Below are 12,349 nucleotides of genomic sequence, written 5' to 3'. Positions count from 1 at the left end.
CGCGCCCTCGGTCACAGCGTCGTAGCGGAGGCGAGGACCGGTGGGCCCGCCGTCGCGCTCGCCAGGCTGGGGTGCGACGTCCTGCCCGACCGGAGGACCTCACCCGCCGTCCTCGCGCTGGAGGTCCCCGCCCGGCTGCGCGCGGGCGCGGCGCGGGTGCCGGCGCCCGCCTGACCCCGCCTGGCCCAGCTGGGGGCCCACCTCCGCGGCCACCAGGTCCAGGTGGTCGAGGTCGGCGAGGTCGAGGAGCTGCAGGTAGACCCGGCTCGCCCCCGCCTCCCGGTAGGCCCGAGGACGTCGACCACCTCGGCCGGGGTGCCCGCGGCGCCGTGCGCCCGCAGGTCGTCGACGTCCCGGCCGATCGCCTCGGCCCGCCGCGCCAGCTCGGCCTCGTCCCGGCCCGCGCAGAGCACCAGCGCGGTGCTGAACACGATGGACGCCGGATCGCGGCCGGCGTCCGCGCAGGCCTGCCGCACCCGCTCGAAGAGCTCGGCGTTCTCCGCCACGGAGGCGAAGGGCACGTTGAACTCGGCTGCGTAACGGGCCGCCAGCGCCGGCGTGCGCCGCTTGCCGCGCCCGCCCACGATGACCGGCACGCCGCCGGCCTGCACCGGCTTGGGCAGCGCCGGGGAGCCCTCGAGCCGGTGGTGCCGCCCGGCGAAGTCGTAGGTCCGCCCGACCGGCGTCGACCACAGGCCGGTGACGATCTCCAGCTGCTCCTCGTAGCGGTCGAACCGCTCCCCCAGTGACGGGAACGGGATGCCGTAGGCGGTGTGCTCGGCCTCGTACCACCCCGAGCCGAGGCCGAGCTCGACCCGCCCGCCGCTCATCTGGTCGACCTGCGCCACCGAGATCGCCAGCGGCCCGGGCAGCCGGAAGGTCGCCGCAGACATGAGCGTGCCCAGCCGGATGCGGCTGGTCTCGCGGGCCAGACCGCCCAGGGTCACCCACGCGTCGGTCGGCCCGGGCAGGCCGTCCCCGCCCATCGCCAGGTAGTGGTCGGAGCGGAAGAAGGCGTCGAAGCCGGCCTCCTCGGTCCGCCGCGCGACGGCGAGCAGGTCGTCGTAGGTGGCGCCCTGCTGCGGTTCGGTGAAGACGCGTAGCTGCACGCCGCGACGCTATCGAGGCCTCGTCGCACCGGCCGTCCCGGAGATCGCACCCGGGGTGTGCCGTCCCCGACGACCGGGCAGGATGGCCGCCGACACGATCAACCGGAGGTGCATCCCGTGTTCCGCAAGAAGACGCACGGCCAGATCATCGGCGAGGAGCTGCAGGAGGGCCTCGCCCACATCGGCACGGCGGTGGCGGAGGCCCGGCGGGCAGCGACGGAGCAGCTGGCACCGCGCGTGGAGGCCGCCCGCGAGGTGAGCGGTCCGGCGCTGGACGCCGCCATGGGCGCGGTGGCGCCCAAGGTGGCCGCCGCGGTGGCCGTCGCCGCGCCCGCCGTCGAGGCTGCCCGTGACGCGCTGAGCCCGCGGGTGGAGGCCGCCCTCGACGCGCTCACGCCGCGCGTGGAGGCCGCCCGTGAGGCCCTCGGCCCCCGCGTCGAGGCCGCCCGCGACGCCGCCGTCCCCCACCTGACCGCCGCGGTGACCGCCGCCCAGGCCGCGGCCACCAAGGCCGCCGCCGACCTCACCCCGCGCGTCGAGGCCGCCCGCGGCGCGGCGCAGAAGACGCTGACGGAGGACGTCGTCCCCAGGCTGACCGCCGCCCAGGCCGCCACGCTGGCCTACGCCGCACCCCGGGTGCTGGCCGCCCGCGAGGCGGTGACCCCGGTGCTGGAGAACACCCGCGAGTCGCTCAGCTCGGGGCTGGGCAGCGCCCGCGACGAGCTCGAGCTGCGCCGCCTGGAGTTGGCCGCCGCCACCGCCAGGGCCGCGAAGAAGCGCGGTGAGCTGGAGAGGACGGCGGCGAAGAAACGCCGGGAACTGGAGAGGAAGGCCGCGAAGGCGGGTAAGGGGATGAGGCGGAAGGTCGGGATCGAGCCCCGGCCGCGGCGCTGGCCGTGGCTGCTCGCCGTCCTCGGCATCGCCGCCGCCGTGGCGGTGGTGCTGCGCCGCCGCCGCGGCTCCGACGACCTGTGGACCCCCGCCCCCACCGGCGACGGGCCCGTGCCGAGCTACCGAGAGGACCCCGTGCCCAGCTCCCCGAGCAACTCCGGCAAGACCGTCTCCACCGCGCAGACCACCGCGGGGGACGCCACCCCGCCCGACACCGACGCGGGCTCGTGGGCGCAGCAGTCGCGCCCCGCCGAGGCCCCCGCGCCCGACGTCCCGGGAACCGCGACGACCAGTCCGGACGACGCGGCCCTGGACACCGCGACCGCCTCACCGAACGACCAGCCGCAGACCGCCTCCGGCGGCATCGGCTCCGACTCGGAGGACCCACGCAACCCGGCGACCTGACCCCACCCCGCTCCTGAGCAGCAACGCCCGCCTCGGTCGAGGCGGGCGTTGCCGTCTCCGGGAGTACCGTGGTCGATCATGAGCGAGACGGTGGCCCCGACCCCCTCCACCGACAGCCCCCTGGCGCCCTCCGGCCGCAAGCTGCTGCGCCTCGAGGTCCGCAACAGCCAGGTCCCGATCGAGCGCAAGCCGGAGTGGATCAAGACCCGGCTGAAGACCGGCCCGGAGTACACCGAGCTGAAGTCGCTGGTCCGCCGTGAGGGTTTGCACACCGTCTGCGAGGAGGCCGGCTGCCCCAACATCTACGAGTGCTGGGAGGACCGGGAGGCCACCTTCCTCATCGGTGGGGACCAGTGCACCCGGCGGTGCGACTTCTGCCAGATCGACACGGGCAAGCCCGCCGAGTTCGACGCCGACGAGCCGCGCCGGGTCGCCGAGAGCGTCGCCACGATGCAGCTCAAGTACGCCACGGTCACCGGCGTCGCCCGTGACGACCTGCCCGACGGCGGCGCCTGGCTCTACGCCGAGACGGTCCGCCAGATCCACGCCGCCGTCCCGGGCTGCGGTGTCGAGCTGCTCATCCCCGACTTCAACGCCGACCCCGACCAGCTCGCCGAGGTCTTCTCCTCCCGACCCGAGGTCCTGGCGCACAACGTCGAGACCGTGCCGCGGATCTTCAAGCGGATCCGCCCCGGCTTCCGGTTCGAGCGCTCGCTGGCCGTCCTCACCGCCGCCCGCGAGGCCGGGCTGGTCACCAAGTCCAACCTCATCCTGGGCATGGGCGAGGAGCCCGACGAGGTCGTCGAGGCGATGCGGGCCCTGCACGAGGCCGGCTGCGACCTGCTGACCATCACCCAGTACCTGCGGCCCTCGCCGCGGCACCACCCCGTCGTCCGCTGGGTCAAGCCCGACGAGTTCGTCGGCTTCCAGAAGACGGCGGAGGAGATCGGCTTCCCCGGCGTGCTCGCCGGGCCGCTGGTGCGCAGCTCCTACCGGGCCGGCCGGCTGTACCAGCAGGCCGTCGAGGCGCGCGGGCTGACCCGCTCGATCTGAGGACGTCGCGGCCGGTCCACCGGGGCCGGCCGACGGCCCTCCTGCACGGTCCCGGCGCCGGCCCCGTCCAGGGCACCGCCCTGAGCTCGCGAAGGGCGGGGGGACGGGATCCTTCCTCGGTGGGGGGCAGGAGGGTCCTTGTCTCTATCCTGGGGGCATGGCACGCAGCAGGCCCACCGACTCCTCCGCGCCCCCCGGCACCGGCAAGGCCGCCACCGGACCCGGCTCCCGAGGCCGCGGCAAGGGGGCGACGAAGGTCGGCAAGGACGGCCAGCCGAAGGTCGGCCGCCTCAAGAAGGTCGGCGCCCAGGTCCGCATGATGAAGCAGGCCTACACGCTGACCCGCAAGAACGACCCGAAGCTGCCCTGGGTCATGCTCATCGCCTTCGTGGCGGTGGCCGCCGTCATCGAGCTGATCGCCATCCTGTTCGGGGCGCCGTTCCTCTTCCTGCCCATCGCGATCCTCTTCGGCCTGCTGGCCGCGCTCATCGTCTTCGGTCGCCGCGCGCAGGGCTCGGCCTACCGCCAGGTGGAGGGCCAGCCCGGCGCGGCCGCGTGGGTCCTCGAGGGCATGCGCGGCGACTGGCAGGTCTCCTCGGGCGTCGCGGGCACCACACAGCTCGACGCCGTCCACCGGGTGCTGGGCCGGCCCGGCGTGATCCTGGTCGGCGAGGGCGCGCCGTCGCGGATCCGCCCGCTGCTGGCCCAGGAGAAGAAGCGACTCGCCCGGATCGCCGGGGACGCCCCGATCTATGACGTCCTCGTCGGCGACGAGGAGGGCCAGGTGCCGCTGCGCAAGCTGAGCGCGCACGTCATGAAGCTGCCGCGCAACCTCTCCGGCGGCGAGCTCAACGCGCTCCGGAAGCGGGTCGCGGCGCTCGGCGGCACGCGGATGCCGGTCCCCGGTGGCCCCCTGCCCGGCGGCCGGCAGATGACCGTCAGCCAGCGCCAGGTCCGCCGCAGGTAACAGCCCCCCGGGTCGTCCCGCTGCGGGGGCCGGAGGCCTCCCGGCGGGTCGGCCCGCAGGAGCTCCACGCGAGCCGGGACGGCACCTGGCCCCGGTGTCGTCCGGTAGGACGACGAGGTACATCGCCCCCGTGCCGTGCGGCACGGGGGCTCGGCGTGTACGTGGCCTCAGAGCCGGCGGAAGGGCTCCGCGTACCGGAACGTCCCCTCGGCACTCCGGTCGCTGAGCCAGCGGGCCTGGAAGTGCTCGCCCCACGCCGGGTCCGGCGCGGCGACCCCCACGGTGGCGGCCGCGACGAAGCCGAACCGCCGGTAGTAGGCCGGCGCCCCGAGCAGCGCGACCAGCCGCTCGTCGGCCGCCTCCGCGACGGCCAGCAGCGCGTGCACCAGCACGGTGCCCACGCCCCTGCCCTGCGCCGTGGGCAGCACCCCGAGCGGGCCCAGTCCGAGCGCCGGGACGCCGAGCGGTTCCAGCCGGCCGCGCGTGGCGATCACGTGGCCGACCACCGCGCCGCCGTCCGTGGCGACGAGGGACAGGTGCGGCAGGAAGCCGGCGTCCTCGCGCAGCTCGTCCACCAGTCGGGCCTCGACGACGTCAGCGTCGGGCCGCGCGCCGGGTGGCCGGAAGGCCGCGGCGTGCAGGGCGTGGACGGCGGCGTGGTCGGCCGGCCGCTCCCGGCGGACGATCACGCGTCGCGGACCACGGCGGTGTCAGTGAGCCGGTCGTGCAGCCCGCGGCCGTCGGCGTCCACCACGAGCGCGGGCACCAGCACCATGAGCAGCGCCGTCCGGACGACGGCCCGCCACAGCGCCGGCCGCTGCCCCTCCCGGGGGTGCGCCAGCCGCAGGCCGAACAGCCGCATCCCCGGCGTCTGCCCGAAGGCGACGAGCGTGACCACGGTGATCAGCCCGAACGGCAGCAGGCTCCAGTTGCCGGGCAGCGAGGGCGCGGTGAACAGGCCCGCGACCAGCGCCGAGGCCACCGCGTCGACGAGGAAGGCGCCGATCCGGCTGCCGAAGGACGCCAGCGAGCCGGGCCCTTCGGCGGGCAGTCCCAGCGCGGCGCCGCGCGGGCGCTCTTGAGAGGGTGGCTGCGCGTCCCGGACCATGGCCCTCAGCGTAGGACGCGCGCACAGACCGTCCGCCTGACCGGCGGCGACGGGTCCGGCGACACGCCACGGGCGTTGTTACCGGCCCGAAACACCCGAGACACCCGAGGGCAACCGCTCGCTCGTACGTTCGCCATCGGCTGTCCGCCCCAACCCGGAGGATCGATGTTCACCAGTCCCGACGAGGTCGCCGCCTACATCCGCGACAACGACGTCGAGTTCGTCGACGTCCGCTTCTGCGACCTGCCCGGCGTCATGCAGCACTTCACGATCCCCGCGTCGACCTTCGGCGAGGACACGTTCTCCGAGGGTCTCGGGTTCGACGGCTCCTCGATCCGCGGCTTCCAGGCGATCAACGAGTCGGACATGCTCCTGCTGCCCGACGCCAACAGCGCCTTCGTGGACCCGTTCCGCAAGCACAAGACGCTGAACATCAACTTCTTCATCCACGACCCGATCACCCGGGAGGCCTACAGCCGCGACCCGCGGAACGTGGCGAAGAAGGCCGAGGCGTACCTCGCCAGCAGCGGCATCGCCGACACCGCCTACTTCGGTCCCGAGGCCGAGTTCTACGTCTTCGACTCGATCCGGCACTCGACCGGCATCAACGAGGGCTACTACCACATCGACGCGGTCGAGGGCTCCTGGAACTCCGGCGCGCTGACCGGTGAGAACGGCGGCCCGAACCTGGGCTACAAGACCCGGCCCAAGGGCGGCTACTTCCCGGTCGAGCCCTACGACCACCAGAGCGATCTGCGCGCCGACATGATGCTCAACCTGACGCGGGCGGGCCTCCAGCTCGAGCGGGGCCACCACGAGGTGGGCACCGGTGGCCAGGCCGAGATCAACTACAAGTTCGACACGCTGCTGGCCGCCGCGGACAGCCTGATGCTGTTCAAGTACATCATCAAGAACACCGCCTGGGCCGCCGGCAAGACTGCGACCTTCATGCCCAAGCCGCTGTTCGGCGACAACGGTTCGGGCATGCACTGCCACCAGTCGCTCTGGAAGGACGGCGAGCCGCTCTTCCACGCCGAGACCGGCTACGCGGGCCTGTCCGACACCGCCCGCCACTACATCGGCGGCCTGCTCGCCCACGCCCCGTCGTTGCTGGCCTTCACCAACCCGACGGTGAACAGCTACCACCGCCTGGTGCCCGGTTACGAGGCCCCGATCAACCTGGTCTACTCGGCCCGCAACCGCTCGGCCTGCTGCCGCATCCCGATCTCCGGCGACAGCCCCAAGGCCAAGCGCATCGAGTTCCGCGTGCCCGACCCGTCGGCCAACCCCTACCTCGCCTTCTCGGCGATGCTGATGGCCGGCCTCGACGGCATCAAGAACAAGATCGAGCCTCCGGCGCCGGTCGACAAGGACCTCTACGAGCTGCCGCCCGAGGAGGCCCTGGGCATCGAGAAGGTGCCGGCCTCGCTGGACGCCGTCCTCGACCGGCTCGAGGTCGACCACGAGTACCTCGTCGACGGTGGGGTGTTCACCCCCGACCTGATCGAGACGTGGATCGAGTTCAAGCGGGAGAACGAGATCGACCCGATCCGCCTCCGCCCGCACCCGCACGAGTTCGCGATGTACTACGACATCTAGGTCTTACACCGCGCTGACCTGCAGGTTTATTGCGGCGAGGCGCTGCCAGTCCCCAACGAGTCCCCAGCACGGGCCGCCAGGACCGCACCGACGGCGGCCCGTGCTGACTCGTCGCTGTCCGGCCAGAGGTGCCCGTAGGTGTCCAGCGTCGTCTTGGCGCTGCCGTGCCGGAGCCGGTGCTGCACGACCTTGACGTCCAGGCCGCTGCCGATCAGCAGCGACGCGAGGTAGTGCCGCAGGTCGTGGAAGCGGAACGCCTCGGGCAGCCCGGCGACCTTCGGCCGGGCCGAGCGGACGGCCCGCTCGATCGCCCACGTCGAGGTCTGCCGGCCGGTGCCGTCGGTGACCACGTGGTCCCCACCCCACCGCGCCACCGCAGCGGACAGGTGCAGCGACAGCTCCTGCGGGATGGGAAGCGGCGTCCGCGACGTCTCGCTCTTGAGCGGTTCCCCGTTGCCCTGCTGCACCGGCCGGACGACGCCGCGCATGAAGTCGACGTCCCAGGCCCGCAGTCCGACCACCTCGGCGGTCCGCAGTCCGACGAAGGCCCCGAGCAGGATCGCCGGGCGCAGGTGCTCAGCGATGGTGTCGTGCAGCGCCCACACCTGCTCGGTCGTGGCGACGTAGGGGCGTTGACCGCCTGTCCCTGGTGAGGTGCGCCGCGAACAGGGATTGCGCGCGAGCAGCCCGTCGTGCACGGCGTCGCTCATGACCTGGGACAGGCGCGAGTGCAGCGCATAGACGTAGCTGTCGGCCAGGCCGCCGGCCTTCAGCTCCACCGTCCACGTCCGCACCGCTGACGGCCGTACCGCCGAGAGCGGCATCGGACCGAACGCGGCCTCGATCTGGGCGATGTGGACCTGCGCCTGTCGCACGGTCCGGGGGCGTCGGGTGGCATAGCCGGCCAGCCACGTCTCGCACCACTGGGCGACCGTGGTCCCGGCGGTCTTCGGGTCGACATAGGTCCCGGTCACCTGACTGGTCGTGACCTCGTCGAGCCATCGCTGTGCCTTCGACTTCTCCTTGTCGGGAAACGCGCGGGTGACCTCCTTGCCCGCGGCGTCCTTGAAGCGCGCCCGGTAGCGCATCCCCTGCCCGTAGCGGGGACTCCGCACGCGTTTTCCCGTCGCCGGGTCGGTGACGTACCACCGATCCTGGATGCTGCGAAAGGCCACGAGCCTCTCGTGTCTGTGGCGCAGGCACAGGGCGGTTGTCGTTCTGCGTGAGGAGGTCTACAGCTCCGTGGCGACTCGGGCCTCGAGTGCCTCGCGAGCGAGCTGGGAGACGGTCTTGCCCTCCCGGGCGGCGACCTGGGCTGCGCGGTCGCGGACACCGGGAGTGACGCGGAAGGCGATGCGCGGTGAGGCGGCGGCTTCTCCGGTGAGGGAGGGCCGGCCGCCGCGGCGGCGGACCTCATCGACGATCTCGGCGGCGCGCTGCTCGGTCAGCCGGGTCCCGTCGGCGAGCCGGACGTCCTCGGCGTCGAGGTCGACGTCCGGGCCGATCGGCGAGTCGGGGGTGACGGCGGGCCGGTGCTCGTCGCTCATGAGCGGTCTCCTCGGAGCTGGGTCGGCATGACGTGGAGGACCAGCAGGTAGGACTGCCCGCCGTCGGCCGGGTGCACCTCGAGGGCGATGATCTCTAGTTCCCGCCCCCGTTCGTCGGGTCCGACGTAGAGCCAGGCGTCGGCACCGCTGGTCGTGGTGACCGCGGTCGCCTCGGCGGTGGCCAGGACGTGCCGGGCGGAGGCCCGGCCGATGCGGTGCTTGCGCGCCGACTGGGTGAACCGGATCTCCAGAGGACCAGTATTGTCGGACACAATATTCCTCGTCAAGACCGGCCGGCGCTGTCCGCATCATGCCGGGCGTCGATCCATGCACGCAGGTCGTCGCGGCGATAGAGGACGCGGCGGCCGAGCCGGAAGGAGTGCGGGCCGGTGCCCAGGTGGCGCCAGTACCGCAGGGTGGCGACCGGGGCGCGCAGCAGCTGGGCGGCTTCGCCGATGGTGAGCAGCTCAGACGTGGGCGCGGCGGTGTGGTCGCGGCCGGGGATCTGGTCGGGCATGGCGGTCTCCGGGGCTCGGCGGACATGGGCGGGGTACCACCTGTAGAAGGCGCGATTTCGTGGCCATTGGTGACAGCCCACAGCCAACTTCTCCGGTCAGGCTCCTGTCCTCCTCCGGTTCGGCTCCTGTCGCCGGTGGTCCAGGAGGTGGGAGCGCCTGAGGTCTTCGCTCGGCGCCGGGGCCAGAGCCAGGTGATGGCGTCCGGAAGAAGGCCGGCTCCGGTGGTGGCGCGCGCCGTAGGCCGGCAGGCTCCAGTTCCCCTCCGGTCCCCTCCCCCGTGGCGCGGTGGCGGCCGAGTGAGGGGCGACCCGCTCACCGCCCCAGGCCCGGGGCGGCACCAGGCGTGGCCCGCGGCCCGTGGCGCTCGGACTCGGGTTGTGGGACACCCGACGGGTAGTCGGCCAGCCCCGGCGTGACAGCTGGGCGCTGGTGATGCTCGGTGTCGCGGCGTGCGCGTCGGGTGACGTCCCCGCTGGTGGTGTAAGTCCAGGTCACCGCTCGCGTGGGTGATCACGCGAGGGGGCCATCGTGTGATGGTCAGCGAGACCACGCCAATGGTTCTCGCGGAAGGACACAGCACACGATGGCCCTGGACCAGTCTGCCCTGCTCGAGGTGCTCGACGCACTGAAGGCCGCCGAAGTCGACGACCGGATCCGGTCGGCGGCCACCACCATCTACCAGGCCCTGATCGAGGCCGAGCTCACCGCGGTGATCGGCGCCGCCCCGCACGAGCGCACCGACGCCCGCACCGCCCAGCGCAACGGCTCCCGCCCGCGGGTGCTCAGCACCACGGCCGGGGATCTGGAGCTGCGCATCCCCAAGCTGCGCGCCGGCTCGTTCTTCCCCTCGCTGCTGGAGCGCCGGCGGCGGATCGACCAGGCCCTGTTCGCGGTGGTGATGGAGGCCTATCTGCACGGCGTCTCCACCCGCAAGGTCGACGATCTGGTGAAGGCGCTGGGCGCCGATTCGGGCATCTCCAAGTCCGAGGTCAGCCGGATCTGCGGCGATCTGGACGAGGAGGTCGCTGCCTTTCGCGACCGCTCACTGGCCGAGCAGGCGTTCCCCTACGTGTTCCTGGACGCGACCTACTGCAAGGCCCGGGTCCACCGCAGAGTCGTCTCGCAGGCCGTCGTCATCGCCACCGGGGTGGCCGCCGACGGGCACCGCGAGGTGCTCGGCTTCGCCGTCGGCGACTCCGAGGACGGGGCGTTCTGGACCGCGTTCCTGCGCTCGCTGAAGGCCCGCGGCCTGGCCGGCACCCAGCTGGTCATCTCCGACGCCCACACCGGGCTCAAGGCCGCCATCAGTGCAGTCCTGCTGGGTGCGGCGTGGCAGAGGTGCCGGGTGCACTTCATGCGCAACGTCCTGGCGCGGGTACCGAAGGGCAACGCCGAGATGGTCGCCGCGGCCATCCGCACGATCTTCGCTCAGCCCGACGCCGAGCACGTGCGCGCCCAGCTCGACGTCATCGCCGGCATGCTCGGCCGGCAGTCCCCTCAGGTCGAAGCCATGCTGCGGGAAGCCAAGGACGACTTGCTGGCCTTCACCGGCTTTCCCGTCGGCCACTGGAAGAAGATCTGGTCGACCAATCCGCTGGAGCGGCTGAACAAGGAGATCAAGCGGCGCACCGACGTCGTCGGCGTCTTTCCCAACCCCGAAGCGCTGCTGCGGCTGGCCGGCGCGGTCCTGGTCGAGGCGCACGACGAGTGGCAGGTCTCCGACCGCCGCTACCTCTCCGAAGGCTCCATGACCCAACTCAACCAACCCACCCCGGCCGAGGAGGTGGCGCAGCCGGCCCTGATCGCGTCATAGTCCAACCCGCAGAACCTCCTCACGGCCGCGAGCTACACCACCGGGCGGGACGTCACCGACGTCCAGCGGTACAGGTGGCCCCCCGGAGTGCCAGGCCGCGGTCTCCTCAGTGTCGGGCTTGGTCGGCGGAGGAGCGTGGGGGTGGCACGGGCGGACCTGCGGCGCTGAGCATGTCGAGCAGCTCGGTCGGTGCCTGCCGGTTGGCACGGTCGGTGGCCGCCGGGAAGGCACGCTCTGCGGCGGCCGCCGTCGTGTCCGGGGGACCATGAGGAAGTCCAGCCGACCGCGGCTCAACTCACCGGTCATGTTGAGCACTTGCCGGTCGAGGTTCGGGGCCAGCCGAGGCGGATGGTTCGGCCGTCCGCGGCCAGCTGCCGCAGCGCGGGCCCCGGTGGTGGGGGTTGAAAGCCACCCGCGTGACCCTGATCGCCCGACGATGCAGCTCCTCGACCAGTGCAGGCAACTCCTGGGTCAGATCCCGCGTTCGGGGCCACACGCGCCGTCCAACGTGGTACGTGCGGCGGATGGGTCGATCAGAGCGAGGCGGATCGAGCTCCCCTCGGCGCCATCGGCCGGAGCGGGAGCTGACCGCGGCGCTGTGTTCTCGACGCCCGCCGAGGGAATCCGCGGTCGGCGGGTGACTCGGATGGTCGTCACGACCGGACCATTGCGAGTCGGGGAGACGTCTTCGTTCTGGTGAGCCCCATCAGAGGGACCGCCGATCTCCCTCCGGTAGCGGAGGGGCATGACGCCAAAGTGGCGTCACTCGTCAACCTACGCTCATCGGGGTCCCCCTGACCGGCCGAGCTGCCGTCCGTTCATCCGCCATGGGCATGAGGACCCTTTCCAGGCGGACGGATGGTCCGCCGTGATGCGGTGCGTCGGCTCTGCGGCGGATCGTCGAAGCTCGGCACGGCGCTCGTCACCATCGGACCACCGAGCGACTGCGGAGGCTGGGTGAAGCCGGGGCAGACAGATCGGGCGGCGCACGGTGCCGGCATCGGGGGTGCGCCGCGCCGGTCGGGTGGCTCATCCGGATCCGCGAGTGATGTGCTGAGAGGCATGGCACAGGTGCTGAGGACGGCCGGGACGGACCTCGTGTGGGAACTGGACGACTCCGTCGATCTCGCAAGTCGCGTCAAGGAGATCGCGACCGCCCGCGCGAGCAATCAGTTCGTGACGCTCATGGCACGGCTGCCAGGCCAGAGTGAGTTCGCCTACCTGACCCTGGCACCCGGACAGCTCGCCTGGTGGTCACTCGGCGAGGAGAGCAACCCGAGCGCGATGGGGTGGGGCCAGAGTTCCTGAGAGTCCGAACGCCGGCTCGACGAGGACCCTG

General features: G+C 72.6%; 14 protein-coding genes. 6 read left to right on the top strand and 8 right to left on the bottom strand.

The window, feature by feature from the left end:
- Window positions 1-11 precede the first annotated feature (11 nt).
- The gene (locus ACU610_RS03640) at window positions 12-1,109 is read right to left on the bottom strand and encodes an LLM class F420-dependent oxidoreductase (protein ID WP_446766353.1); all 1,098 of its coding nucleotides are present in this window, start codon (window positions 1,107-1,109) and stop codon (window positions 12-14) included.
- Window positions 1,110-1,226: 117 nt separating this feature from the next.
- Here ACU610_RS03640 and ACU610_RS03635 point away from each other — a divergent pair, with 117 nt between their 5' ends.
- The 3 genes from ACU610_RS03635 (at window position 1,227) to ACU610_RS03625 (ending at window position 4,425) form a co-directional block, all read left to right on the top strand.
- Window positions 1,227-2,405 carry a hypothetical protein gene (locus ACU610_RS03635; RefSeq protein ID WP_446766352.1) on the top strand — a complete coding sequence of 393 codons (1,179 nt, stop codon included), beginning with the start codon at window positions 1,227-1,229 and terminating at the stop codon, window positions 2,403-2,405.
- A 78-nt stretch (window positions 2,406-2,483) separates the two neighbouring features.
- On the top strand, window positions 2,484-3,458 hold the full coding sequence (gene lipA, locus ACU610_RS03630; protein ID WP_446766351.1) for a lipoyl synthase: 975 nt from the start codon (window positions 2,484-2,486) through the stop codon (window positions 3,456-3,458).
- Between the two features lie 157 nt (window positions 3,459-3,615).
- Window positions 3,616-4,425 (top strand): DUF4191 domain-containing protein, encoded by an 810-nt coding sequence (locus ACU610_RS03625; RefSeq protein WP_446766350.1) that lies wholly within the window; start codon window positions 3,616-3,618, stop codon window positions 4,423-4,425.
- 167 nt (window positions 4,426-4,592) lie between these two features.
- On the opposite strand, the gene ACU610_RS03620 is transcribed toward ACU610_RS03625, so the two are convergent.
- A complete protein-coding gene (locus ACU610_RS03620) occupies window positions 4,593-5,114 on the bottom strand; it encodes a GNAT family N-acetyltransferase (protein ID WP_446766349.1) in 522 nt (173 codons plus the stop codon).
- Window positions 5,111-5,533, bottom strand: a complete 423-nt coding sequence (locus tag ACU610_RS03615; RefSeq protein WP_446766348.1) for an RDD family protein — start codon at window positions 5,531-5,533, stop codon at window positions 5,111-5,113. The genes ACU610_RS03620 and ACU610_RS03615 overlap by 4 nt, the downstream gene beginning before the upstream one ends.
- Window positions 5,534-5,698: 165 nt before the next feature.
- On the opposite strand from ACU610_RS03615, the gene glnA reads away from it, so the two are divergent.
- Entirely contained in the window at window positions 5,699-7,132 is a 1,434-nt protein-coding gene (glnA, locus tag ACU610_RS03610; protein ID WP_446766347.1) for a type I glutamate--ammonia ligase, read from the top strand.
- Between the two features lie 26 nt (window positions 7,133-7,158).
- Here the strand turns inward: glnA and ACU610_RS03605 are convergent, their stop codons facing one another.
- The 4 genes from ACU610_RS03605 to ACU610_RS03590 all read right to left on the bottom strand — a co-directional run bounded on the left by ACU610_RS03605 (window position 7,159) and on the right by ACU610_RS03590 (window position 9,196).
- Window positions 7,159-8,247, bottom strand: coding sequence for a site-specific integrase (locus tag ACU610_RS03605; RefSeq protein WP_446766346.1), 1,089 nt, complete (start codon window positions 8,245-8,247; stop codon window positions 7,159-7,161).
- Between the two features lie 117 nt (window positions 8,248-8,364).
- Window positions 8,365-8,679 (bottom strand): hypothetical protein, encoded by a 315-nt coding sequence (locus ACU610_RS03600; protein WP_446766345.1) that lies wholly within the window; start codon window positions 8,677-8,679, stop codon window positions 8,365-8,367.
- The gene (locus ACU610_RS03595) at window positions 8,676-8,951 is read right to left on the bottom strand and encodes a hypothetical protein (protein WP_446766344.1); all 276 of its coding nucleotides are present in this window, start codon (window positions 8,949-8,951) and stop codon (window positions 8,676-8,678) included. Before ACU610_RS03595 ends, ACU610_RS03600 begins: the two co-directional genes overlap by 4 nt.
- A gap of 11 nt (window positions 8,952-8,962) precedes the next feature.
- Window positions 8,963-9,196 (bottom strand): helix-turn-helix transcriptional regulator, encoded by a 234-nt coding sequence (locus ACU610_RS03590; RefSeq protein WP_446766343.1) that lies wholly within the window; start codon window positions 9,194-9,196, stop codon window positions 8,963-8,965.
- Between the two features lie 584 nt (window positions 9,197-9,780).
- Here ACU610_RS03590 and ACU610_RS03585 point away from each other — a divergent pair.
- Entirely contained in the window at window positions 9,781-11,010 is a 1,230-nt protein-coding gene (locus tag ACU610_RS03585; protein ID WP_446766342.1) for an IS256 family transposase, read from the top strand.
- A 295-nt stretch (window positions 11,011-11,305) separates the two neighbouring features.
- Here the strand turns inward: ACU610_RS03585 and ACU610_RS03580 are convergent, their stop codons facing one another.
- Window positions 11,306-11,506: a DUF5994 family protein gene (locus ACU610_RS03580; protein ID WP_446766341.1), complete on the bottom strand. Its 201-nt coding sequence runs from the start codon at window positions 11,504-11,506 to the stop codon at window positions 11,306-11,308.
- 566 nt (window positions 11,507-12,072) lie between these two features.
- Here ACU610_RS03580 and ACU610_RS03575 point away from each other — a divergent pair.
- A complete protein-coding gene (locus ACU610_RS03575; RefSeq protein ID WP_446766340.1) occupies window positions 12,073-12,318 on the top strand; it encodes a hypothetical protein in 246 nt (81 codons plus the stop codon).
- The last annotated feature ends 31 nt before the right edge of the window (window positions 12,319-12,349 follow it).

This window comes from Geodermatophilus sp. URMC 61, assembly GCF_052931555.1.
Note: the sequence above shows the minus strand (reverse complement) of the source record. Positions and strands in the feature narration are given on the sequence as shown.